Raw genomic sequence first — 24931 nt, 5'->3', positions numbered from 1 at the left:
GATTATCTTAAATGAAGGCTAAAGTAGCTCTCGTAGATGACGATCGGAATGTTCTAACTTCCGTCAGCGAAGCTCTGGAAAATGAAGGGTATATGGTTTCAACATACTCCGACGGGGAACAGGCCTTAGCAGGAATGACTGCTAACCCCGTTGACGTGGCTGTTCTAGATATAAAGATGCCGAAAATGGATGGAATGGAACTTCTCCGGCAGATCCGTAAAAAATCCAACCTCCCGGTTATTTTTCTTACCACCAAAAATGAAGAAATAGATGAGCTGATGGGATTGCAAATGGGTGCCGACGATTACATCACCCAACCCGCATCCAACCGGCTCTTAATCCAGCGAATTAATGCACTCGTCCGACGTATTAAACTTCTANAGGAGACCACCGACACGGAGGAAACTNGCCTGCAAATACGTCGTGGCTCTTTATTGTTAGATGAGGCTAAACACTCCTGCACCTGGAAAAACCAACCTGTCACCTTAACAGTAACCGAGTTTCTCATCCTCAGTTCCCTGGCCACTCGTCCAGGTCACGTTCGCTCTCGTGACCAACTTCTAGATGCTGCCTTTGATGGGGAAACCTATGTGAACGACAGAACTATAGACAGCCATATTAAACGCATAAGGCGCAAGTTTGAGGCAATTGACAACAATTTTTCTAATATCGAGACGCTATACGGAATCGGCTACAAATATAGCGACGGGTCGTAGCGGAGGTCTGAAAAGGACCATCAATAAGAGACTTTGCTGATGCAAAAAGAAAAAATAGGCCCCTGGCCCATTGCTTTCTCTAAGTTAACCCGACGGATCTTGGCAATTAACATTGTGGCATTGGCAATCATTGGAGGAGGCATTCTTTATCTAGACCAAAATCGCCATGCTTTAATGCAAGACCGTCTTAAAACCTTACAATCCGATGTGCAAAGTAAAGCGGATAACCTAAGTATGGATTACTTGTTAGGGCGCATTGTTGCTTCGGAACAGGCCCAGGACAATCAAATACTTGATACAAAAAGGTTAGAGCTGTTACTGGAGGAGGCTGCGTTGGGCACTACCAATCGCTTACGTTTATATGATCACTCAAATAAACTCATTGCGGATACAAACACCAGTCCACCACCAGCAATCGAGCTAAGTGAGTTGCCTCCCCCGGGAATAGAAAGTTCTACAAAACACCTTGAAAAATCGGATAAACCTTTTCCTGAGCAATTTCTCGACAAAATTTCGCAACTTATTAGCATATGGCTAGCTCCCCTGGATGGATCGTTCCTTAACAGAGGAACCAACACGTCAGAGCTGTCTAGCAAAGGACAATGCAGCCTGGAACCACCTGTATCCAAAAAGCAAGATGGGCATAGGATTCTAAATGTTTCTTCCCCAGTATTGCCATGGGAATTTGAAGCAAAGCTACTGGTTATGGAGAGGTTGGCCAGAAGAACGGTCTATCCGGATTACAAGACATTAACCGCTAAAGCCGCACTTATCCCTCCCTTTACAGGCTGTCTATTACTAACAGCTAGCATATCCGATATTACTCAGCAGGTTCAAAAAGCTCGGATGGAATTAGTCTGGTTATCCACAATCGCACTATCGATCACTCTCTTACTATCACTCTATTTGGCTAGATCTATCATACATCCCATCCGACAACTTGCAGCAAGTGCAGAAAAAGTGACCCGCAAGCCAACTGTCGAACATAATATCCCTGATCTATCGAGCCGTAGTGACGAAATAGGTGACCTTAGCGTCGCACTCCGCCAAATGGGAGACTCCCTATCAGAAAGGATAAATGCCATTGAACGATTTGCTGGCGATGTTGCTCACGAACTTAAAAACCCTTTGGCCAGTCTCAGCAGCACAAATGAATTATTAGAACGCTATGGAGACGACAATGATTTCAGAAGACATTTGGCAAGACAGGCAGATGATATAAGCAGGATGGACAGACTCATAAGCGAGATCCTAGACGATGCTCGTCTCGAATCTGAGCTGGCCNACGCTTTAACCAAAAGGGTGGAGCTCGATAACCTCCTCAGCACCCTCACCCAAGTATATAATGAAACCGGTTTAGTTGGAAAAACTCGACTAGTTTTCAAGAATGAGGCTAAAACTGCATCAGTGGTGTATGGAGATGAACAGCAATTAGCGCGTGTAATCCAAAATTTAGTAGATAACTCCATAGCTTTCAGTCCTCCGGATGGACTGATTTTGATATGTCTATCTCATCAGAATGGTAACGTCCAAATTCTAGTGGACGACCAAGGCCCCGGAGTGCCTCACGATAATCTCGAAAAAATATTTGAACCATTTGTTACACAAAGCCCAGAAGGCGATAAGTTGGGACACCACTCTGGCCTCGGCCTAAGCATTGCTAAGAAGATAGTTCGGCGGCACAATGGTACAGTTTGGGCAGAAAATAAATACACCGTCCAGGGCGATATTAGTGGAAGCCGCTTTGGAGTGCGGATTCCGGCAGCCCCTTAACAACCATTGGAAAGCTAATCCAAGCTCTATTCATTAGTTTCAATATCAATTCTGCGCGGCTTTGTATCGGGAACCGGGCAGGCAACTGCAATATGTAAAATCCCTTTAGCCAACCACGACCTCACCACCTCAAATCCAGCTGCAAGAAGGAATGATCTCATAAACCGACGGCCAGCAATTCCTTGATGGAGAAAAACACGTTCTTGTTGTTGATCGTCCTGGATGTCCCCTGATACCACTAATCTGTGTCCCTCAACCCTAACATCCAGGTCATTGCGCGCAAACCCAGCCACTGCAAGGGCTATTGAAAACTCTGTCTCAGACAAACGCTCAATATTGTAGGGGGGATACCCATCAGATGATATATTTTCAAGGTCTTCCAACATCCTCTCGATAGCTTCAAAACCCACTAGAGCCGGACTAGCAAATATTCGGGAGCGGGCCATACTAAACTTCCCATCCAACTAAAATATTCATAGCGAATGTGGGGCTTAACCCACTGGGATCAACGTCCACTAACATAGCCCTCCCGCCTAGGATCNGCGGCACCCACCAATTCCCCCTCTACTCGGATTATACCATGTAGCCCACTGTTCATGTCTGCAACTTTCACATTATGTCCCATTTCCTCTAAAACAGCTTTCATTTCCAGAAAAGCACTCCCGGATTCNATCTCGCTAACCGCACCACGATTGCATAAGTTTCCGTCCGAAATAGCGGCCCCTATGTTAGTCCCCCAACCTAAAACATCGATTAATACTTTTGCCACATAGCATATGATCCGGGAACCCCCAGGTGACCCAATAGCCAAAAGTGGATCTCCCTCAGAATCAAAAACTATCATTGGCGACATCGAACTGCGGGGACGCTTGCCCGGCCATACCCCATTAGCCACAGTCTTGCCATCACGAATTGGGTTAAACGAAAAGTCTGTTAATTGATTATTTAATAAAAAGCCTCGCACCATTATAGCCGAACCAAAGGCAAATTCGATACTACTTGTCATTGACGCTACATTGCCCCATCTATCAACCACACTTAGATGAGTAGTAGAAACTTTTTCCGAAGAATTATCATCTCCATCGAAGCTAGANATCAATCCAGGAGGGCTGCCCGGNAAAACTTCCGCAGCCACCCTCGTTCTATCAATGAGCTTGGCGCGGCCATTGAGATAAGTCTCGTCAAGAAGCCCCGATACAGGAACATCTACAAAATCGGGGTCCGCTACATAACGATTGCGGTCAGCAAAAGCTATTCGGCTTGCCTCCATAAATAGGTGAACGGCTTCCGGTGACCACCGTTCTAGATCTTTTATCTGCAAGCGCTCAACCAAACCCAATATCTGCAACACAGCTAGACCACCGGAACTTGGAGGCCCCACACCGCACACATCAAACCCATTATAACCTAGACAAACCGGCAAACGCCGCTTTGCCTCATATCTGGCAAAATCATCAAGGCTTATTTTACCCGGATTGATAGGGTCATTCTGCACCATTGCCACTATGTCGTTTGCTATAGGGCCCTCATAAAAACCTTTTGAGCCAGAACCTGATATAATTCGCAGAGTTTTAGCAAACTTCTTATTTATCAGCTGAGTTCCCGCCGTCTTCGCTAAACCACCATCATCAAAGAAGTAGTCGGCCGCTGAACCCGAACGAGCCAACGTGGGCACCTTGGACACAAGAGCGTTGAGCCTCGCACTAACGGTAAAACCCCCATCAGCCAATTCAACTGCAGGCTCAAACAAGTGAGACCAGGGCAGCTTTCCCGACGCTTCGTGTGCCATCTCCAACATTCGCAGCAACCCAGGCACACCGACACCTCTTCCACCTTCCAGNGCCTCAATGTATCCAGGAACGCTTCCATCAGCTCGCAAAAACATACCAGGAGTAGCTCCCGCGGGAGCCGTTTCCCTCCCGTCGTAAGAAACTAAGGATTTGGCAGCAACGTCAAAATACAACAAGAACGCTCCGCCGCCGATACCCGAAGATTGAGGTTCCACAAGATTTAGCACCAGCTGAGCAGCGATTGCGGCGTCAATCGCACTACCCCCGTCAGCCAAAATCCTAGCCCCGGCCCTTGCCGCGTAGGGATTGGCCGCGGCTACTAACTCTCTCTCGGCACTGCTTACCACACCCATTGAGGACCCGCCTGTTGGCTCTGGGGCAAGCCTCTCCTCAGCAGCCAACCCAACTCCACACATCCCCACCAAAACCCACATCACAGAGAGTTTCTTAAACACCCATCTATTCCTTATCCGCCTCATCCTCAATATTTTATCTTTCTGTATTGCTGGCATGGCCATAACTAAACAAACCACTTCAACAGGATATAGAAAAGCAAAAAGTTGACCTATTCTAATGTCGGACTTAATTTGGCAACTTCCTAAAAACCCAAGCAACGATTCCTTGACCCATGGCGAAGATCGTTCGAACGATAGATACATTACGGGAAACCGTTAGAGCCTGGCAAATGGTTGGGGAAACCACGGCCTTAGTCCCTACCATGGGCTACCTGCACGATGCCCACCAGGCCTTGATCAAGGCCGGAAGAGCACGATCTGACAAAACCGTGGTCAGTATTTTCGTTAATCCAAAACAATTTGGGCCTAACGAAGACTTCGAAACTTATCCCCGGCAAGAAAAAAGAGACCTGGAAATAGTAGAAGCCTGTGGCGCTGATCTCGTATTCCTGCCTGCACAAGAAGAAATGTATCCTTCTGGTTTCTCTGCAACTATCGACATACCCGCTTTTTCCAATAAGCTTTGTGGTATCGGACGGCCCGGTCACTTCTCTGGGGTAGCCACTGTTTGCACCAAATTATTTTTACAATGCATGCCCGACATAGCCATTTTTGGAGAAAAAGATTACCAACAACTTCAAATTATTCGAAGGCTGGTAAAAGACCTAAATATAGATGTAGATATTTGTGGCATCCCTACTGTCCGGGAAGAAGATGGCTTGGCTATGTCGTCAAGAAATGTATATCTCAACCCTGACGAGCGCGCCCGCGCTAGCAAAATTAGTGCTGTATTAGCCGCCAGCGCAAGACGGTTGAGTAATGGGATACCAGTCGACCAAGAACTGCACAACGCTTTTATCAAGTTTGCTTCGCTGGTAGGGGAGACCCCGGAGTACCTAGAATTGTGCGATGCTCAAGATCTAGAAATCATAAAACAAGTCCAAAAGCCTGCCCGCCTCCTGGCTGCAGTAAAAATTGGCAAAACACGCCTAATAGACAATTGGCCGGTATCCCCCATCAACTCCTGAGCCGCCAAGCCCATATTCTTGGACACTATCACTAAGGGAAAATAAGGCCGCAAAACCATCAAAACTCATAAGGCTTGGTCGCCCAAAGCCGTCACAATGCATCCATTAATTAACCATCGGCCATCAGACTGAAGCTCCATAGGGTACTGAGCAAACCAGGCCCCACCCTGCTCATCAGAAATTATTACCCCTTGAATCCAGATACCCTCTATTTCTGTCAACTTCACAAATTCAGAAGTTCGCGAACTATACACTGCCGGATAATATTTCTGCACCATGGACAAGAACTTAGAAGGTGTTTCAAACTTCGCCCGTATAGCTGGCGCGGCATAGGAAAACGCTTTGTCCGCATCCCCAGCCCGAAACGCTTCTAACTGGGCTCCAATCACTGACCGTATCCGAAGTTCTTGTTCTTCGCCAAACCCATTGGCAGCAACGGCCTTAGCTGGCCAAAACTCCCCCGCTACAACACACAAAATAAACGACCAGATAGCGAGCCTAAACAGTCCAGCCAACCGACCAAACCTGCCACATCCCACGCCTAACGGTGATCTATATCGTCGTCTCTCTGGAACGGCTACCTCACCTGATGTAGACCCGAACCTCATTGGCCAGGGCTTGCTCGCTGGTTGACGAACTTAAATTCAATCTGGTTGCCGGTAATCCCATAGCCAGTAATGCCCTCATCACCTTCTCCGCACTCTTCTTTGCCGCACCGGAGCTAGAGGCCACCTCACTTGGCCCCCCTCTATTCGGCGTCACAGCGACTACATCGAACAAAGCAGAAGGTCTGCGTTCGATAGCTTGACTGACAGCTGCATAAAGGGCGCCCTGGTATTCGACATTAGGTTGATCGAACCGTATTACNACTAGCGGTAGTCGCGCCCCTGGACCAGCAGCAACTGAAGCAGACGGCCCCGATGGAGCATGNGCCAAACGGACAGCCTCGTTAAAAGCGAAGGTGCTCAAATTGGGGCCAAAGGCCTCACCATTACTAATAGCCAAGGCGAGAGCTGTTAAATTCCGACGCTCAGCTGTCGCGTAGTTGTTTTGCCGAGCTATAGTCTCATTTACTTCATTCAGTAAACGGTCTATCGAAACAACAGTCCTGCTCACATCATCTTCCAATACCGACAGCTGCCTATGATCCTCGTCCACCGCACCCTGTATGCCGAAAGCAGCCCGGGTTGCCTCTACCAAATAATTTGCAAGTGCCGAATTAGCCGCAACACGATTAGAAAGCTCACTTAACCGAGAAGTATCCTGGAACACCCGGTCCAACTCTGCCTGTGCACTCTGCCATTGGCTATTGAGCACCGGATTCCCTGGGGTGGTACCAATCTGAAGGCGGGCACTAATGGCTGCAATTATGGCATGATAGCGTTGAGAGTTTTGCGTCGTCGTATTCAACAACGCCTGAAACTCATTATTCTGATTGCTCAGTGTCGCTTTTAACACGTTAAGTTCGCCGCTAAGGCTGCTGATTTTACTGCCCACATACGTGCCCGTTACGGGACCCGCCTGGGACTGCATTGTTCTCAATGGCACTACTTCTGGTGCCCCCGGTAATGCATCAACTTCCCTAGTCTGAGTACTAGCAATTGGTACTTCGCTTCGAATTTCCTCCGCTGGCACTGCAGGACTAGCTGCCGGCAGTGCCTCCTGCGTCCGAGTGATCCTGATCGGTTCAGGGTCCTCCCCCATCACCACAGGCCATAACCCTTCATCAACTACGGAACACCCACCCAGAGAGATTGCCGCCCCTATCGCAGTCAAGATCGCTATCTTCCTCGCCATCTTTTCTAATCACCCTCTTGTTCGATTGAAACAATCCTGCCGAATTAGCCAGCGCCGAGCCAATTACAACGGGCCTCGCATTTGGGCAGCTGACACACTACCCAATACTATAGAATGGCCAAAGTTGCTACAAGTCGGATTTCAACGGCGACCAAGTGGACTACTTTCCTCCTAAACTCACCCCTCATCAGGAAACTTGCCACCAACTAGCATTTCGGGGAGAACATCATTAAAAGTTGTTTTTTCGATCTATTTTCGCATTATATTATTTTTTTGTGGTGTTTATGGTCCTTATAACAGCTATTTTCCTGCCCATCACCGAAGTGGGCCTGAGGCGCTTAAGATCAGGTTATAGACCCAAATAGGCAGCTATCACTCAGGAAATTTGAGCAACGTTTCCGTGCAGATGGACCAACGATTGTTTCAGTTAAGGTTCAATTCTTTGGTTTTCAATTGAAAACGTTGATGATAACTATTGCTCGTAAGAGTGCGCCCGTAGCTCAGTTGGATTAGAGTACTTGACTACGAATCAAGGGGTCGGGGGTTCGAGTCCTCCCGGGCGCGCCACTTCACCCAGCGGGCCGTAATGGCATAGAGCATTGATTCCTGGAAACACATGACGCATGAACGATCGGTATTCTGAAGTAGNCTCCACCAAAACCACAACAGCCAAGTTGCTGGAATGTATCCCCAATCTAAGGCCAATAATTCTTAGCTCTTCAGAAAATATAGAACGGGACCGCCAATTACCCGGCCAATTACTAGATGCGCTGCATCACTACTCCCTTTTTCGAATGCTTCTTCCAAAAGAGTTCGGCGGCCTTGAAGTATGTCCCCCTGCCTTCTTNGCTGTCATCGAGGAAATAGCTGCNTTGGACGCTAGCACCGCATGGTGCCTATGCCAAGGCAACGGTTGCGCTATGGCTGCAGCGTTTGTCCCCGATGCCGTAGCCACTCAAATATGGAAAAACGATAACCACTCGGTCCTAGCTTGGGGGCCAGGAACTGGTCAAGCTAAACCAGTCAAAGATGGCTTTCTCCTGACGGGGCGCTGGTCCTTTGTAAGTGGAGGCAAGCACGCGCGATGGTTAGGTGGCTTCGCAGATATACTGGATGAAAATGGACAACCGCGCTTGGATACCACAGGAGAACCCCTACAACGAACGCTCCTGTTCCCTTCGGATAAAGGCAAACGATACGAAACATGGAACGTCATTGGCCTTCTAGGCACAGGGAGCGATGACTTTGCCGCTGAGGACATACTAGTTCCAAGGACCCACCTTCTAGCTCGCGATGACCAATCCACCCGTATCTGCTCAGCTCCACTTTACGCCTTCCCAGCCACCAGTCTCTATGCAACAGGCTTCGCAGGGACGGCTCTTGGCGTGGCACGTGGAGTTTTAGAAGCTTTCGTTAAAACTGTTGCAGGGAAAATACCGCGGGCCCAAACACATAAACTCCGAGACAACAATGCCATTCAAGCTGATGTTGGACGTTCCCAAGGCCGGCTGGCCGCCGCCCATGCATTCCTAAAGCAAGAAATCACTGAAATCTGGGAGGCGGTCTGCACCTCCGGNACCCTCTCTATCGATCAAAGGATGCGTATTCGACTTTCGTCAACTTACGCCATTCATGAAGCCAAAACCGTTGTCGATACTCTCTACGACCATGCTGGCGCCACAGCTATATTTTCGAGCTCCCCTTTCGAAAGACGCTTCCGGGACATCCATACAATCTCTCAGCAAATTCAGGGAAGGCAAACACATTTCCAAACTGTGGGGTCATTTTTACTCGGAAACGAGCCCGACCTTCGCTTAGTATGAAGGTTGTCCACATCTGTACGTTTTGGGGGAGCATTGCCGCACGGGGAACTCTGGAACAAATGTCCCTAAATTATTGACTGAAAAATAGTATAGGAGAAGAAAGTGGCTGGCATTTTAGCAGGAATTAGGGTTCTAGATTTTGGCCGATATATAGCAGGCCCCTATTGCGCCACCCTTCTTGCCGACTTTGGTGCTGAGGTTATCAGGATAGAAAAGGTAGAAGGTAGCGAAGATCGTTTCTATGCTCCCATTTCCACAGAAGGAGACTGCGGCGCGACATACATGCAAATGGGACGTAATAAGCTCGGCCTCACGCTTAATCCTCGGACTGAGGAAGGCAGAAAAATCGTGCGGGAGCTGGTAGCAACTGCCGATATCGTTGTGGCTAATCTTCCTCCTCAAACGCTGAGTTCGATGGNACTTGATTACGAAACCTTAAAACAGATAAAACCTGACATTATTCTTACCACCAACTCCGCTTTCGGGTCGGGTGGCCCGTACAGCGAAAGAGTAGGGTTTGACGGAATTGGGCAAGCGATGTCGGGAGCCATGTATTTATCTGGGTGGCCTGATCAGCCACAGAAAATTTATCCCCCTTATGTAGACTTTGGAACGGCACTCTACTCTGCTCTGGGAACAATGGCAGCGCTCCGCGAACGTGATGCTACAGGCAAAGGTTGTAAAGTGGAGACTTCACTATTTGGAACAGCAATTTCATTTAATAATGCCGCCCTGCTCGAGCAGGCTACTATGGACCTAAATCGCGTGGGCACCGGGAATCGAGGACAGGTGGGCGCACCAATTGACGCCTTCAAAACACTCGATGGATGGATTTTGATACAAGTGATTGGCCAACCCCTGTTTGAACGTTGGGCCCAGCTTATGGGAGAAAGCTCTTGGCTAGATACTGAAAAATATAACACGGACGAGAAACGCGGTAACAACCGTGATGAAATTTGTGAACGAACTCAGACATGGTGCAAACAACGCTCTACTGAAGATTGCCTAAAACTGCTTGCAGAAGCCAGNATACCCTCTGGGCCAATTCTTTCGCCAGAAGAAGCCATCCGCGATAAACATGTTAACGATATGAATTTTCTCAAGCCTTTGGACTATCCAGGATTAAAAAAACCGGCCCCGGTATCTCCGCTACCAATAAAATATAGCCGTGGAGATATTAGTAATAAAACGAGCGAAGAAGCCGCACCCTTCAATAGGCCTCCAAAACTTGGCGAGCATACTGACTTTATTCTTAAGAAATTGGGTTATAATTCGGACAAAATTAAAGACCTCCGGGCAAAAGGAGTTATCTAACCAATCCACCAAAACAAGATGGGGACCCAACTGCGCTCCATGGGTACTACTTTTTTCCGAAGGAAAAATGGTTGAGCCTAACCCCCTTGGTACAAGTCTTATAGCGACAGCTAAAATTCAGTATCCAAGCCTCATTCTATGCCAGGCAGTGCACAATCCGGTGTACATTCGCTCGGGCAGCACCTACAGCGCCAACCATCACTTGTTTAATCGGGAGAAGTTTTTGCACTCTAACAAGTCACAAATTGACCGCCTCAGCGATATGTTGCAAATGTCCAAATGTGCCGTGATTTTTACCGGAGCTGGCATTAGCACGGAATCAGGAATTCCTGATTTTAGGAGTCCTGGTGGGCTTTGGACTGAAAACAAACCCATCCCATTTCAAGAATTTATCCAATCTAAAGAAGCGCGCAAAGAATCATGGAAACGTAAGTTTGCCGTGGATTCTGTCATGGCAAATGCTAGCCCTAATGCCGGTCATATAGCGGTCGCAAAACTCGTTGATCAAAATAAGGTCCACTTGATTATCACACAAAATGTGGATGGCCTTCACCACCTGTCAGGTGTCCCTCAAAGTAAAATTGTGGAGCTCCATGGCAACGCAACCTACGCCAATTGCCTGTCATGTCACCAANATCACTCGCTAGATAAAATTAGAGAACAATTCAAATTAAATAATGAGCCACCGACCTGCATCAGCTGTGGTGGAATCGTAAAGACGGCGACAATCTCTTTTGGGCAACCTATGCCAGAAAGAGAAATGAAGCTGGCAGAAGCCAGCGCCAAGGCATCTGATCTTTTTATTGTCTTGGGATCGTCCCTGGTTGTATATCCTGCTGCAGCACTCCCAGTTTTCGCAAAAACCGAGGGGGCCAAGTTAGTTATAATAAACAGGGAACCGACAGAATTAGATCAACTAGCTGACCTAGTCATTCACGCTGAGATAGGCCCTACCCTTTCGGCCTTACCCCAGCCTTAACTGAGTTACATACAAATAACGGAGGTCGGGTCCGGGATTGGCTGGCTATCTTAAAAGGTCTTCTATTACAGCCACAACGGTTTCCTCTGGTACGGTTCGTTGTTCTCCAGACTCCATATCCTTGATAGTGATTTCCCCCACCGCCTTCTCATCTGGTCCCTGCACTGTAACTAATCTCGAACCTCGCTCATTAGCAAGTTTCATCTGCCTACCTAACTTTCCGGCCTCAACATCCATATCCGCAATCAAACCTTTTCGACGTATACGCCTACAGAGCGCCAAAGCGTCTTCTACATTGCTCTCATCCCAAACAGTGACGTAACAACCAGACCGGGCAGCGGGTTTATTAGCGGCTTTATCCGATAAAAGCAGGATTATCCGCTCAATACCGAGTGAGCCACCGCATACTGGCACACCTTCCTTCATAAATAGCTTTGATAAATCGTCGTAGCGCCCACCTCCAGCAATGGAGCCAACGCCACCTTTAGCAACAAACTCAAATATAGGACCTGTATAATAGTCTAAGCCCCGCGCCAAGAACGGGTCCACTATAATAGATGCCTGGCTGCCCAAAAGAGGGGCAACTCTATCCCTAATAGAGTCAACAAGCGCTATACCATCGCGGCCCTCTTCAGTCCCTTGTATACGTGACCTCAAGGCCAACTCAGGATTCGACATTCTAATATCCGCCACTAAATCGCTCATAGCGCCAAAACCTGGGTCCAACTCAAGCAAGCCTTCCGCTACTCCCTCAACACCAATTTTGTCCAACTTATCCAACACCGTTAGTACTGCTGCATGGGAGTCGACCGGCAGGCAATATGCTTTCATTAGGCCACGCAGCGCTCCGCGCGAATTTAAGCGAATTGTGAAGTCATCTAATCCCAGTTCCTCCAGGGCATCGCTGAGTGTGAGAAGAACCTCAATATCTGATAATGGAGCTCCACCACCTATAATGTCCACATCGCACTGGCAAAATTCCCGGAACCGACCCCGCCCAGGTCGGTCCGCCCGCCAAACAGGCCCTATTTGATACCGTTTTACAATGCGCGGCAGTTCATTCCTACGATGCGAAAAAAGCCTCATCGTCGGAACCGTAAGATCATAGCGAAGAGCCATATCCGCCTCTCCTGAGGCTGCTTTGTCACCGCGCTTTANGATCTTATATATAAGTTTCTCTCCCTCATCGCCGTACTTGCCTGATAAGGTTTCCAACCTTTCAAAGGCGGGCGTTTCAAAAGGTTCAAAGCCATGGCGAGCNAAAATTGTTCTAACAGTCGAAAAAACTTGGGAGCGGAATTTTGCCTCGCCAGGCAAAAAATCTCTCGTGCCTGAGGGGGGTTTCAAGGTTGGTCTCGTCACGCAGTTACCTCATTTTAACAGCTTAGTACTAACGTAAGCGCCTATAAACTACACTTGTTAAGCAGACTTAGCCAGTNGTGCAAGAAAAGCTACACCCGTGTAAGTTGCCATCGGAACTGGAGCGGGCGAGGAGAATCGAACTCCCGTCGTAAGCTTGGGAAGCTTCTGCTCTGCCATTGAGCTACGCCCGCTCTTTTGACAAAACATTCAAACCAATAGCCTATAAATTATCCTGTGGCCATAAGAAAACATTGCTTGATACCCCCCTTGTCTGTAGGACTGAAGCTAATCTTTCAACTAGGATCCTGCATAATCTGACTATGAAAAACACTCTAAAAACTGAATGTTTTGATAATAAATTCGTGAACCCCGAGTACACTGCGGAAGGAGAACCACGTGCGCAGGTGACCCTATCTGAGCTTAGCACACTTTGGTTCAATACTGGCACAATCTGTAATTTGACTTGCACAAATTGCTTCATGGAATCGAGCCCAGTTAATGATGACTTATCCTTCCTTAAACTTGACGAAGTGGAAACTTTTCTTAACGAAATCGAAGACCTAGGCCTCCCTACTCGCGAAATTGGATTTACTGGCGGAGAGCCGTTTATCAACCCGGATCTAATTTCTATGTTAGAGCTTTGCTTAAGTAAAAAGTTCCGTGTCCTAGTGCTAACTAATGCTATGAAGCCCATGATGAAAACTACATCCGCATTGGAAAAACTGCGGCAAAATTTTCACGATAATCTGGTATTTAGGATTTCAATAGACCATTATGACAAGAAAAGACATGAAATGGAAAGAGGTATAGGCACGTGGGAAGCATCCATCAGCGGCTTAATTTGGTTGTTAAATCAAGGGTTTGAATGCCGAGTTGCGGGAAGACGCACTACCCTTGAAACAGAAGAACAAAGCCGCCTTGGATATGCTAAGTTGTTTGCTGCTCACTCCATTCATGTCAATGCACAAGACCCAGAGAAGCTGGTCCTCTTCCCGGAAATGGATTTATCAAAACCAACACAAGAAATAAGCACCGCCTGCTTGAGTAATCTGAATGTGGAACAGGATCAGTTGATGTGTTCGAATTCTCGGATGGTGATTAGACGAAAAAACACGAATAAGCCAACTGTAGTTGCGTGCACCCTCATAACCCAAGATCGACACTTTGAATTAGGCTCGGATTTGGCTAGAGGCAGTAAAACCATCGCTTTGAATCACCCATTTTGTGCGCAATTCTGTGTTCTTGGCGGCGCGACTTGTTCAAATGGTTGACAACCGGCTATATTAATTTAATTAACTGATTTCATCGTAAACAAAATTCCAATGCGTTGTATCTAGTCTAAACTCAAGTTCGATAAGTCTAGTGAGGGCTATCCCTCCTATAGCGAGGAAAGAAAATATATGTACGAGGAGACCACCAGGTCGATTCGAATAACTGTAAAATCCTTCTTTTTGGATGAACGGTCGTCGCCTGAAGACGAGCACTATGTGTTTGCCTACCAAATAAAGATTGAGAACCAAGGTGCTGAGACAGTCCAGCTTCGTAATCGGTACTGGAAAATTACAGATGGGTATGGGCAACAACAAGAAGTTAGAGGTGAAGGAGTAGTGGGCGAGCAGCCTGTGCTAAACCCCGGGGAGTCTTATGAGTACACCAGCGGCACCCCTCTCGGAACACCTTCAGGAATNATGGTAGGTAGCTACGAAATGGTAACGTCGGAAGGTGAGAGCTTTGATGCTGCAGTTCCCGCCTTTTCCTTGGATAGTCCATACACCCCCAAAAGACTACACTAGGCTTCTCTGCCACTTACAAACTTACTGCTAAAGAATGGAAATTTCGCTCCCATGAACAGGTCAGATACCCACAAGAGGTCCACAAGAACTCCGGGAGAACCAACCGCCACTCGCGAAGAAGCTGAGGAAGCGGTTCGCGTCCTTATGCGCTGGGTCGGGGAGGATCCAGCCCGGGAAGGGTTATTGGGAACACCTTCAAGGGTTGCCCGAGCATACCGCGAACTATTCTCTGGGTATGGTGAGGATCCAAAAGAGATTTTGCGCCGCACCTTCGACGAGGATGAGGGGTATGATGAGATGGTCGTCTTACGGGGCATACGATTTGAATCACACTGCGAACACCATATTTTACCCATCATTGGACGTGCCCATGTTGCCTACCTCCCGAGCCGTCGGGTTATAGGTATCAGCAAGCTAGCCCGCATTGTCGACATATACGCCCGTAGAATGCAGATCCAGGAGAAGTTAACTGTCCAAATTGCGGATACAATTGATGAAGTGCTGAGACCTAAAGGTGTCGCAGTGGTTATAGAAGCCTCCCATGAATGCATGACTACCCGAGGAGTTCACAAAACTGGAGTAAGCATGGTAACAAGCCGTATGACTGGTGACTTTAGATCTGACGCCCGGACGAGGCGGGAGTTTTTGAATATGATTGGGAACCCCACTCACAAGGACTTATAAAAAAATGAAAAGGCTCCGGAGAAGTAGATTTTTAACGGGGTCCCCACATCAGGGAAGTTTGAGATTATAGGTATACTNTGGCTAATATCCGCTCTACCTTCTTCGTGGTTGGCCTTCTACTCGTAATTCTATCCATATCCATGGCGATACCAGCTATTGCTGATGCAGCCTCTGACGGCCAGGNATGGCCCTACTTCCTAATTTCAACAGCCATGACCCTTTTTAGTGGAATGGCTTTAGTGCTGGGAGCCCGAGGAGGTTCCCTGGTTGTCGGAGTTAAAGAGGCATTTATTTTAACCTCCGTCAGTTGGATAATTGTAACAGCATACGCAAGCCTTCCCATCCTCCTATCAATGCCAGAATTAGGCTTTGCTAGTGCGTTTTTCGAGTCAATGTCTGGCCTTACCACAACAGGCTCTACAACACTTACTAACCTCGATAACGCTCCCGTCGGGATATTACTCTGGCGCGCAATTCTCCAATGGCTGGGTGGAATAGGTATCATCGTGATGGCAATAGCTGTGCTACCTGTCCTAAGCGTAGGCGGGATGCAGATCTTTCGCACAGAGCTGTCTAATCACTCTAAAAAACTCTTGCCAAGGGCAGCACCCACTGCAGCATGGATCGCTATTACCTATGCCACTTTGACTCTAATATGGGCAATAGCCCTCTGGGTCGCTGGCATGAAACCCTTTGATTCCATCTGTCATGCGATGGCCACAATTGCCACAGGCGGGTTCTCCACATCGGATGGATCTATCGGATCATTCAATAGCCCTGCGATAGATTGGATCATTATAGCGGGAATGTTGGTTGGAGGCTTGCCGTTTATGCTTTATCTGCAAGCCGCACGCGGGCAGCCCCTTGCGGTACTGCGCGATAGCCAAGTTCAATGTTTTATTGGGATTTGTCTAGTAGCAGCCGCTTTAGTAACGGCCTGGATAGTCCACCAACTGGATGCGCCATTCTCAGCGGCTATCCGCTACGCAACATTCTCCACCACATCCATAATTACGGGAACGGGGTTTACCACGACACCATTTGACAACTGGGGAAGCTTCCCCGTAACCATACTATTCTTCCTCATGTTTGTGGGAGGTTGTACAGGAAGCACTACTGGGGGCATCAAAGTATTTAGATTTCAAGTATTGTTTGGAAATATCACCTCAGAGCTCTCACATTTTGTTCGGCCACACATGATAACTTCCCCTCGCTTCAACGGCGAACCTATCCCAGATTCCGTGGTTAACGCAGTAAAAGCTTTCTTCTTCGTGTTCATTCTTAGCTTTATTTGCACGACCCTACTACTTAGCCTTCATGGTTACGATTTTTTAACTAGTGTAAGCGCTGCTGCCACTGCCATCTCCAATGTTGGACCGGGCCTCGGACCAATAGTAGGCCCGGCAAGCAATTACGCCCAGATGGAAGATTCGGCCAAATGGATCCTATCTGCAGCTATGCTTCTTGGCCGACTAGAACTCTTTACCATACTGCTGTTGTTCCTGCCGCGATTTTGGAGAAGCTAANCCAAAAACTTTCGTAAAATCTGCCTGGATAGCAATTAATGCTGGAACAACAAACAACACAAGTATTGTTGTTGCGGCCAAACCAGAAACAATGGTCAGAGCCATAGGCTTCAAAAATTGTGCCTGAAGACTAGTTTCCGATAAAAGTGGCAACAAACCCCCTATAGTTGTTAATGAAGTCAAAACTACAGCTCTAAGTCGATCACACGCCCCACCCACTATAGCATCATCAAAAGCTTGCCCCTGCTTTAGTCGGTCATTGATCGACGTCACTAGAATTATAGAACCATTAACTACGATTCCAGAAAGTCCTAGGAGCCCAACCAAGCTAAGAATTGTTAAATCATAGGCGAGTAACCAATGCCCAAACACTGCCCCAACAACCGCGAAGGGAATTATCGACATAACTACGAGCGGCCGAAAATAACTCGCAAAAACCCAGGCCAAAACAATATAAATCGAGATCAACCCCACAAGGGCTCCAACCCCCATATCTGACAAAGTATCTCCCTGCTCTTCTGCCTTACCAGCAAACCTATAATCTACATCATAGCGCTCCGCTATCTCTGTCAGGCCCTCCTCACTTAATCTCGCAACTAATTCCGTCGGATTAATGATGTCTTCGTCCACCTCAGCTGTAACGGCTACTTCCCGAACCAAGTTTTCGCGCCTTATCATGGCAAACCCTTGACTGTTCTGTATAGCGACAACCTCCGAAAGAGGCACTCGCAAACCCTCTTCACTCTGTATGTAAAGTTCACGTAACCGCGCGGAAGATATAACTGTGCGTGGGAATTGCACTCGAACTTTTACTTCCTCTCCGTGTTTAACAAAACGATGGGCAACTCGCCCATCAAAGGCATCACGAACCTGGGTCGCCACCGCTTGTGTGGTAAAACCTAAAAATCTCCCATAGTCGTTGACCGAAAAAACTAATTCTTGCTTACCCCACGGCAGATCATCAGCGATATCGCGTACACCCTCAAATCTCTTGATTAACTCTCTTGTTTCAAGAGCCGCCTGTTTTAGTGCACGTGCTTCACCTCCATACAGTCGGATGTCTAAATCTCTCCCGGGTGGCCCCCCCTGACGGGCACGGATAGTAATACCATCAATACCCTGAACCTCTTGGATATTGGACCTCCACGTCTCTATAACTGTTCCTGTCCGGGTATTTCGATTTTCAGATGGGGCTAATTCGACCATCATACCTCCCATATGGTCTCCCCACGCCTTATTCCACTGAGCGAAGCTACCTACAGGAGACCCTACGATACCCAATGCAACTCGCACCAACCCTTCTTCCTCACCAAAACCTTCCTGAACTTCCGAAAGCGCGCGCGAAAGTTCAGCAACCATCTCTTCAGATTTTTCGCGAGGTGTCCCCGGGGCGAATGAAAAGTTACAATAGATGATATCGCTTTCCGGCGAAGGAAAAAAAACGAACTGAACCCTCCCGCCTAACATTAGACCAATAACAACTATAAGGGAGCCGAAAACACAACTCAGAGTAGTATATCTCCACTTGATAGCGGCTTCTACCATCTGACGAAAATGCGTGTCCCGGAACTGCACGTATAGTTTATCAAAACGTTGTCTAAAACTCGAGACGTGTTGGCGTCCCATACTAAAGGCCGTACGCATATGACCAGGCAGTATTAAAAAACATTCCACTAAACTAGCAAGGAGAACCGCAACCACAACTAGCGGGATGGCTACTATTATCTCCCCTATAATACCTGAAATCATCATCACTGGTAGAAAAGCAGCTATAGTGGTTAGGCTAGCAGAGACAACGGGCTTCATCATATATTGTGCACCAGCTACCGCAGCATCTGAAGGTTGAAGACCGGAAGAATATTTCACCAATGCNTGTTCTCCAACAACGATGGCGTCGTCAACGACGATCCCAATCATCATGATCATCGCAAACAAGCTAACCATATTTATGGTTTGGCCCGTTACCAGCATGATGGCTAGTGAACCTAAAACAGCTATAGGGATACCGACAGCNATCCAGAAGGCAACCCGGGAATTCAAGAAAACAAACAGAATACCAAGAACCAAAATTAAGCCGCCCACGCCATTTCTAAGGAGCAAGCTTATGCGTTCTCGAATCAAGTCAGCGGCAACGTCAAACTGCAATACCCTTAAGNCCTCCGGAAATTTGGAAGAGAGCNCGTCCACGTACTCGCTAACCTTATCCGCCAATAGCAACGCATCCTGACCAACTACTCGTTGAATATGCAGTTCGACCGCAGGAAGACCATCGAAAACTAAGCTTGGGCCGGGTTCCATCGCATTCCTTAGCGATGCTATATCGCCTAGGTAAACCTTTTTACTTCCTGTCCTTGTCGTAACCTTAAGACTTTCTAGATCGGAAACGCTTTCTCTGAGCCCTACACCCCTAAGCTGGCGGTCTGAAAGCCCCTTAGTATCCCCCGATGGCAAATCTTGGCTATCTGCTCCAATTTGAACGGCTATTTCACCTAGGGTCATTCCGAGCCCTATTAAAGTAGATGGATCTACGTCTACATGAATCTCTTCAGAGCGCGAAGGGAAAATAGTTACTTTGTCAATGCCAATCGCTAGCAAATCATCCCTAACTCGCCTGGCCTGCCGCTTAAGCTCANCCTCGGAAAATGGCCCATACAGCACTAAACGACTGATAGTGTCATAGCGCACTACTTGGGTAATAACTGGACGTTCAGAGCCTTCTGGTAGAGTAGTTACCTTGGAGACCGCACTTTCTACGGCCCCCAAAGCCGCTTGCATATCAGCACCCGCCTCGTACTCCACATACACTCCTGCCCATCCCTCCCGAGCCGAAGAGGTCACCTTGGCAACACCGTCAAGAAAACGCACCTCAGCCTCTAAGGCTTTCACAACATTGTTTTCCATATCCTCAGCGCTGGCTCCCGACCAAACCACCGATACTGTGACAATATCAATGCCAAAATCCGGGAAAAATTGGGTATTCATGCGGGTCAACGACAACAATCCCGCAGCTAACATAATAACCATCAACAGGTGAGCCGCGGTTGGATGAACTACAAAGCGTTTAAGCACTCGGCTACCCCTCGCATACTAGGGTTGCATCTTGACCGCAAGCCCGTCCATGGTACCATCAAAGCGAGTTACTGCTACAAGTTCNCCCTCCACTAATTCGCCTTGAACAAGCACATGATTATCGTCACGGCCCACCAAAGTTACACTTCTTCTATTCAAGCGCCCTCCGGCAACAACATACACTGTTCCATCATTGTGCAAAACTCCTTCAGGTAACCGTGCGACTTGTTCGTAGAGCCGATCTTGGGCCAAGATATTTACTACCGCTCCGGGTCTCAGCAAGCCTTCCGAAGCTTCTCCGCTGAGGCGACCATAAACATGCACCCCCCCAAGCGAACTATTAATTTGGCTCTCCATTCGATCAACAACCGCATCGAATATAAATTCTGTACCCCCAACATTCCACGTTACCTTCAAAGGTAAGAAAATAGGCGACNCAGAAAAAGCTCTGCCAAACTGAGCGTTGCTTAAAAATACCTTTACTTCCAGACGTTCTGCATCAATGAGCTTGGCTAATGGATCCCCTATATTCAAATGCATCCCTTCAGCGGCCCTTATATCGGTTAAGTAACCATCAAAAGGAGCAAAGACTTTAGTATCCTTTAAGTCTTCCTCTGCGCGCTCCATAGCAGCACGATACCTATCAATAATTGCCTTCTGCTGGTCAATTTGCGCACCTATTGAGAGTAATTGCTGATCCCGCGCTAAGAAGCTTTCCCTTGCCCTGCTGACAGCCAAACGCTTCTCGTCCATTGTTTGTTCTGAAACTATACCAGTCTTAAGTTGCTCATACCGCCTAAAATCACGCTCTATTATATCTAGCTGCCTCCTGTCTTCTTCGAGAAGAAGTGCAATAGATTTCTGAGCAGCAGACAATTCACCATTGCGGGCCCTGGCCTCGGCCAATAGAGCTTTTTGCTCGGAAAGCCTACGACTATGGGTAAAAGAATCTACGAATAGGAGTTTCTCTCCCTCCCTTACACTGGCGCCATCCACAAAGTTAGCCCCCACAGAAGCAACAACGCCCATAGATAAGGACCGCACATTTATTTGCCGGCCAGCAACAACTTCTCCATAAAGGCGCAGACGTGGCCGAACATCCTCTATCTTCACTGGAACAACGTCTACGGACCAGGCTCGCTGTTCATGGCTACTGATACTTGCGTCCTGCTTCGTCGCCTTGAGCATCCCTGCTGTCAGGATAGATAACAAGAGAATACCCAGAGGGATTAATAACTTTTTATAGGGCACTGGCCTATCCACTCCCCCAAATTTGTTCCTACATTAATCGTGGCGCAGCCTCAGAAAGCTACTTAGTTTTCCAACTGAAATTAACTAACTACACTTTTCCTTCTTAAAGTAATTGGTAGATGCATCTAATAGTCTTCTTGTATAGGGGCTAAGGGTTGGCCCTTCCATAACAAAGTTTACAGTTCTTTGCATATCAACCAGTTGCCCCTCTTGCACTACTACACACCACTCACATAACTCATTGATAACCGCAATGTCATGGCTAACCACTAGGAATGTTAGTTGCTCCGTTTCCCTCAACTTATTGAGCAACCCAATAACCTCCTTTTGGGCCAACATATCAAGTCCCGACGTAGGCTCATCCAGAAGCAGAGTTGTTGGCTTAACAACCAAGGCCCGTGCCANGGCAACCCGCTGCCGCTGCCCTCCCGAAAGCTGGTGGGGATAACGAGACAACACCCAACTGTCGAGCCCCACTTGATTAAGCACATGCATAATTCGTGTGGACACCTCAGGAATCCGATTTATTTTTAGTGGCTCTTCGAGAATAGTANTAATTAGGTGCTTGGGATGCAGCGACGCGGAGGAGTCCTGGAACATTAGCTGTACTTTCCGGCGAAAGATCTTGTTAGAATTCTTATTAGGCGTTTCCCCGTCAACTTTTATGGTCCCTGTCCAATTCTGGTTCAAACCTGCTATCGCATGAAGTATGGAAGTTTTGCCACTACCACTTTGACCCACTAGACCAAGGCTCATCCCAGACCCAATACGAAATGAAACCTCCTGAACCACAGCTTTATGGTAGCGTCTTCTTCCATAACCAACGCTGAGATTTTCCACAACGATCACGTCAAACAGCTCCATCCACTCGGTTCAATAAGCGCGGTTGTGCGGCCAACAAAGACCTAGTGTACGGACATAATGAGTCGTCCAATTTACTTGCTGGAAGGGTTTCAATATCCTTGCCATCCTTGATAACCACCACCCTATCACAAAAATTTTTTACCACGCCAAGATCATGACTAATAAGTAGAAGCCCCATCCCCCTTGATTCAACTAGCTCATCCAGTATTTCTAAAACTGCCTGTCGCGCCAATACATCTAGGGCCGATGTGGGCTCGTCCGCAATAAGAAATTGGGGGTTACATGCTAACATTAGGGCTATCATGGCNCGTTGTGCCATCCCTCCTGAAAGCTCGCGGGGATAACTGTTCCACATTAAGGATGGATCGGTTATGTGAACCGCCTCTAGTAATTTGAGACCATATCTGCGGGCAGCAAGCGTTTCATGACCTATGTGCCGTTTATATGTCTCTGTTATCTGGGAGCCAATTTTCATTATGGGATTCAAGGCAAGATGAGGATCCTGGAAAATCATAGCAACCTCCCGCCCTCGCCAAGAAGCTGCGGACTTTTGGTCGCATTTTAGTAGATCACGACCACCAAAAGACATTTCCTTTGCCGTGATCGCTGCAGTATCAGGAAGTAGCCGCATTATGGCCCTGCCTAAGCTCGATTTTCCTGAGCCAGAAACACCAACGACCCCTAGCTTCTCTCTACCACACGTCAGGCTTAACCCTTTTAAGCCATTTACCATGCCCAAGTCCGTCCTGTACCGCACACTCAAATCCTTAATTATCAGCATAACTCAGATCCTTGGGTCAAACATATCCCGGAGCGCATCACCAACCAAATTGAATCCCAAGCTCACTGCCAAAATTGCCAGACCGGGCATAGTAACGAGCCACCATTGATCAAATATATAAGGATGCCCGCTGGCAATCATAGCACCCCATTCAGAAGAAGGGGGATTCGCGCCAAGCCCCAAAAACCCAAGGCCAGCCGCGGTCAAAATTATCCCTGCCATGTCCAAAGTAATACGCACGCAGGCTGAGGGCAAACACATTGGCAGAACATGAATAAAGATGATTCTCCAACTTGAAGCCCCTTGCAACTTCACCATGCTTACGTAGTCACTATCTCTAACTAAAAGTGCTTCCGCCCGGGCGACCCGTGCATAGACAGGCCATGAAGTCAGCGCGATAGCTAAAATGGCGTTCTCCAGCCCCGGGCCAAGGGCGGCCGCAAGCGCTAAGGCAAGAACCAANCGCGGAAAGGCAAGAAAAGCGTCCGTCAGTCGCATCAAAAACACGTCTGCCCACCCACCAACGTATCCGGAGGAGCATCCCAGCAGTATTCCAATTGGCCCACTAATAACCACGACTAGAACGACGATAAGCAGAGTAACGCGGGCACCATAGAGCAACCGAGATAAAATATCTCTCCCAAGTTCATCGGTCCCTAAATAATATACTGCTCCTGGCGGGGAAAGCCTCACCGAAAGATCCTGAACATATGGATCAAAGGGTGCAAGAACAGGGCCGATGCAGGCTGCAGCCAACAAAAATAGGATAGTACCTATTCCTAAGATTCCCAAAAAATTAAGCCTGGTAACTGGGAACTTCCTCTCAAAATATCTCCTGGCTCTCATTGCCATTCCCGTCAAATGTTTGTGAGGGGTGCTTTCTATTTCCATGTGCTCCGAAACTTTTGACAACAATTAACTAACACGAGGATCTATCTTTGAGTACAGCACGTCCGTTAGAAGATTTAAGAACAGAAATATCGCACCGATAACCATAGTAGCACCCAACACGGCGTTCATATCTGCACTGAGCAGTGCGTTAGTCAGGTATAGCCCCAGACCGGGCCAAGCAAAGATCGTCTCCGTCAACACGGAACCTTCCAACAAACTTCCATAACTGAGGGCAATAACAGTGATAAGGGGGACCAATGCGTTGCCCAGTGCATGCTTCCAAATCAGCTGCCTCTCACTTATTCCTCGGGAGCGGCCAGCGAGGATATAATCCTGGCCAAGCTGCTCGACCATAAAGGCTCTAGTCATTCTAGTAATATAGGCAGTTGAAAAATATCCAAGTATTGATGCCGGAAGGACAATATGGCTGCAAGCATTAAAAAAAACCTGTACGTCTCCAGCAATAAGTGAATCAACCAGAATCATTCCTGTCACTGATGGCACCAGCCCGTGATAAAAGATGTCAAGTCGACCAGGTCCTCCGACCCAACCCAATTGGGCATAAAGAATCATGAGGCCAATCATCCCCAGCCAAAATGTTGGCATTGAGTAACCCAAAAGAGAAACAAGCCGGACCACGTGNTCAACAAACCTATTTCTTTGCACAGCTGCCAATACTCCCATTGGTACGCCGAAGAGCACTCCTAGCAAGGTTGCTAAAGTCGCTAACTCAAATGTTGCTGGAAAATAATTAAGCAAATCCTCGGAAACCGGATTCTGAGTGAAGCTACTAACCCCAAGGTCTCCGCGCAAAACTTGCCCAAAGTACAAGCCCAGTTGAGTGTATAACGGCTGGTCTAGACCCATTCTAGACCGAGCAGCAAGATAAGTCTCTTCGCTTGCATGATCTCCCACGATAGCCAAGACTGGATCTATGGGCATAACCCGGCCTATCACAAACGTGATAAGAAGTAGTCCGATCATAGTTACACTTGCCAGCAAGCATATCCGACCTAATCGATATAAACTGTAAGA

At 47.7% G+C, this 24931-nt stretch carries 21 protein-coding genes and 2 tRNA genes; 11 read left to right on the top strand and 12 right to left on the bottom strand.

Annotated features, from left to right (window positions below; genetic code table 11):
- Positions 1-11 precede the first annotated feature (11 nt).
- Together CMM32_01850 and CMM32_01845 are read left to right on the top strand one after the other, a co-directional pair.
- The gene (locus CMM32_01850; protein MBT05649.1) at positions 12-716 is read left to right on the top strand and encodes a DNA-binding response regulator; all 705 of its coding nucleotides are present in this window, start codon (positions 12-14) and stop codon (positions 714-716) included.
- A 39-nt stretch (positions 717-755) separates the two neighbouring features.
- Positions 756-2489: a hypothetical protein gene (locus CMM32_01845; GenBank protein MBT05648.1), complete on the top strand. Its 1734-nt coding sequence runs from the start codon at positions 756-758 to the stop codon at positions 2487-2489.
- Positions 2490-2515: 26 nt separating this feature from the next.
- Here CMM32_01845 and CMM32_01840 read toward each other — a convergent pair whose 3' ends face one another.
- Positions 2516-2935, bottom strand: coding sequence for a heat-shock protein Hsp20 (locus tag CMM32_01840; protein ID MBT05647.1), 420 nt, complete (start codon positions 2933-2935; stop codon positions 2516-2518).
- Positions 2936-2994: 59 nt separating this feature from the next.
- On the bottom strand, positions 2995-4758 hold the full coding sequence (gene ggt, locus CMM32_01835) for a gamma-glutamyltransferase (GenBank protein MBT05646.1): 1764 nt from the start codon (positions 4756-4758) through the stop codon (positions 2995-2997).
- A 149-nt stretch (positions 4759-4907) separates the two neighbouring features.
- On the opposite strand from ggt, the gene CMM32_01830 reads away from it, so the two are divergent.
- The gene (locus tag CMM32_01830; protein ID MBT05645.1) at positions 4908-5762 is read left to right on the top strand and encodes a pantoate--beta-alanine ligase; all 855 of its coding nucleotides are present in this window, start codon (positions 4908-4910) and stop codon (positions 5760-5762) included.
- 65 nt (positions 5763-5827) lie between these two features.
- On the opposite strand, the gene CMM32_01825 is transcribed toward CMM32_01830, so the two are convergent.
- Positions 5828-6370: a hypothetical protein gene (locus CMM32_01825; GenBank protein ID MBT05644.1), complete on the bottom strand. Its 543-nt coding sequence runs from the start codon at positions 6368-6370 to the stop codon at positions 5828-5830.
- Positions 6345-7559, bottom strand: a complete 1215-nt coding sequence (locus CMM32_01820; protein MBT05643.1) for a hypothetical protein — start codon at positions 7557-7559, stop codon at positions 6345-6347. The genes CMM32_01825 and CMM32_01820 overlap by 26 nt, the downstream gene beginning before the upstream one ends.
- A 489-nt stretch (positions 7560-8048) precedes the next feature.
- Between CMM32_01820 and CMM32_01815 the strand changes: the two genes are divergently transcribed.
- The 4 genes from CMM32_01815 to CMM32_01800 all read left to right on the top strand — a co-directional run bounded on the left by CMM32_01815 (position 8049) and on the right by CMM32_01800 (position 11675).
- Positions 8049-8126, top strand: a tRNA-Arg gene (locus CMM32_01815).
- Between the two features lie 56 nt (positions 8127-8182).
- Positions 8183-9382: an acyl-CoA dehydrogenase gene (locus CMM32_01810; protein MBT05642.1), complete on the top strand. Its 1200-nt coding sequence runs from the start codon at positions 8183-8185 to the stop codon at positions 9380-9382.
- A 102-nt stretch (positions 9383-9484) separates the two neighbouring features.
- Positions 9485-10696 carry a formyl-CoA transferase gene (locus CMM32_01805; GenBank protein ID MBT05641.1) on the top strand — a complete coding sequence of 404 codons (1212 nt, stop codon included), beginning with the start codon at positions 9485-9487 and terminating at the stop codon, positions 10694-10696.
- A gap of 262 nt (positions 10697-10958) precedes the next feature.
- Positions 10959-11675, top strand: a complete 717-nt coding sequence (locus tag CMM32_01800; protein ID MBT05640.1) for an NAD-dependent deacetylase — start codon at positions 10959-10961, stop codon at positions 11673-11675.
- 45 nt (positions 11676-11720) lie between these two features.
- Here CMM32_01800 and hisS read toward each other — a convergent pair whose 3' ends face one another.
- Together hisS and CMM32_01790 are read right to left on the bottom strand one after the other, a co-directional pair.
- Entirely contained in the window at positions 11721-13037 is a 1317-nt protein-coding gene (gene hisS, locus CMM32_01795) for a histidine--tRNA ligase (protein MBT05639.1), read from the bottom strand.
- Between the two features lie 117 nt (positions 13038-13154).
- Positions 13155-13228: transfer RNA gene (locus CMM32_01790), tRNA-Gly, on the bottom strand.
- A 129-nt stretch (positions 13229-13357) separates the two neighbouring features.
- Between CMM32_01790 and CMM32_01785 the strand changes: the two genes are divergently transcribed.
- The 4 genes from CMM32_01785 (at position 13358) to CMM32_01770 (ending at position 17040) form a co-directional block, all read left to right on the top strand.
- Positions 13358-14308 carry a radical SAM protein gene (locus CMM32_01785; GenBank protein ID MBT05638.1) on the top strand — a complete coding sequence of 317 codons (951 nt, stop codon included), beginning with the start codon at positions 13358-13360 and terminating at the stop codon, positions 14306-14308.
- A 129-nt stretch (positions 14309-14437) separates the two neighbouring features.
- Positions 14438-14830, top strand: a complete 393-nt coding sequence (locus tag CMM32_01780) for a Co2+/Mg2+ efflux protein ApaG (GenBank protein MBT05637.1) — start codon at positions 14438-14440, stop codon at positions 14828-14830.
- 51 nt (positions 14831-14881) lie between these two features.
- On the top strand, positions 14882-15514 hold the full coding sequence (folE, locus tag CMM32_01775) for a GTP cyclohydrolase I FolE (GenBank protein MBT05636.1): 633 nt from the start codon (positions 14882-14884) through the stop codon (positions 15512-15514).
- Positions 15515-15654: 140 nt separating this feature from the next.
- Positions 15655-17040 (top strand): potassium transporter TrkH, encoded by a 1386-nt coding sequence (locus CMM32_01770; protein MBT05635.1) that lies wholly within the window; start codon positions 15655-15657, stop codon positions 17038-17040.
- On the opposite strand, the gene CMM32_01765 is transcribed toward CMM32_01770, so the two are convergent.
- The 6 genes from CMM32_01765 to CMM32_01740 form a co-directional block, all read right to left on the bottom strand.
- Positions 16987-20109: a hypothetical protein gene (locus CMM32_01765; GenBank protein MBT05634.1), complete on the bottom strand. Its 3123-nt coding sequence runs from the start codon at positions 20107-20109 to the stop codon at positions 16987-16989. The two genes, CMM32_01770 and CMM32_01765, sit on opposite strands and share 54 nt — an antisense overlap.
- Before the next feature lie 18 nt (positions 20110-20127).
- The gene (locus CMM32_01760) at positions 20128-21372 is read right to left on the bottom strand and encodes a hypothetical protein (GenBank protein MBT05633.1); all 1245 of its coding nucleotides are present in this window, start codon (positions 21370-21372) and stop codon (positions 20128-20130) included.
- A gap of 72 nt (positions 21373-21444) precedes the next feature.
- Positions 21445-22224, bottom strand: coding sequence for an ABC transporter ATP-binding protein (locus tag CMM32_01755; GenBank protein ID MBT05632.1), 780 nt, complete (start codon positions 22222-22224; stop codon positions 21445-21447).
- A complete protein-coding gene (locus tag CMM32_01750) occupies positions 22211-23005 on the bottom strand; it encodes a peptide ABC transporter ATP-binding protein (protein ID MBT05631.1) in 795 nt (264 codons plus the stop codon). The genes CMM32_01755 and CMM32_01750 overlap by 14 nt, the downstream gene beginning before the upstream one ends.
- A 3-nt stretch (positions 23006-23008) precedes the next feature.
- Complete coding sequence (locus CMM32_01745) at positions 23009-23896, bottom strand: D-ala-D-ala transporter subunit (protein ID MBT05630.1); 888 nt, start codon at positions 23894-23896, stop codon at positions 23009-23011.
- A gap of 24 nt (positions 23897-23920) precedes the next feature.
- Complete coding sequence (locus CMM32_01740) at positions 23921-24880, bottom strand: peptide ABC transporter permease (GenBank protein MBT05629.1); 960 nt, start codon at positions 24878-24880, stop codon at positions 23921-23923.
- Between the last annotated feature and the right edge of the window lie 51 nt (positions 24881-24931).

Source organism: Rhodospirillaceae bacterium (assembly GCA_002728255.1).
Lineage (GTDB): Bacteria > Pseudomonadota > Alphaproteobacteria > UBA7887 > UBA7887.
This window is presented reverse-complemented; position numbering and strand designations above follow the sequence as displayed.

What these genes read in the sequence shown, in the direction of transcription:
- CMM32_01840 (MBT05647.1), bottom strand. Translation starts at nt 2,935, where the DNA reads ATGGCCCGCTCCCGAATATTTGCTAGTCCGGCTCTAGTGGGTTTTGAA.
- CMM32_01830 (MBT05645.1), top strand. Translation starts at nt 4,908, where the DNA reads ATGGCGAAGATCGTTCGAACGATAGATACATTACGGGAAACCGTTAGA.
- CMM32_01825 (MBT05644.1), bottom strand. Translation starts at nt 6,370, where the DNA reads ATGAGGTTCGGGTCTACATCAGGTGAGGTAGCCGTTCCAGAGAGACGA.
- CMM32_01785 (MBT05638.1), top strand. Translation starts at nt 13,358, where the DNA reads ATGAAAAACACTCTAAAAACTGAATGTTTTGATAATAAATTCGTGAAC.
- folE (MBT05636.1), top strand. Translation starts at nt 14,882, where the DNA reads ATGAACAGGTCAGATACCCACAAGAGGTCCACAAGAACTCCGGGAGAA.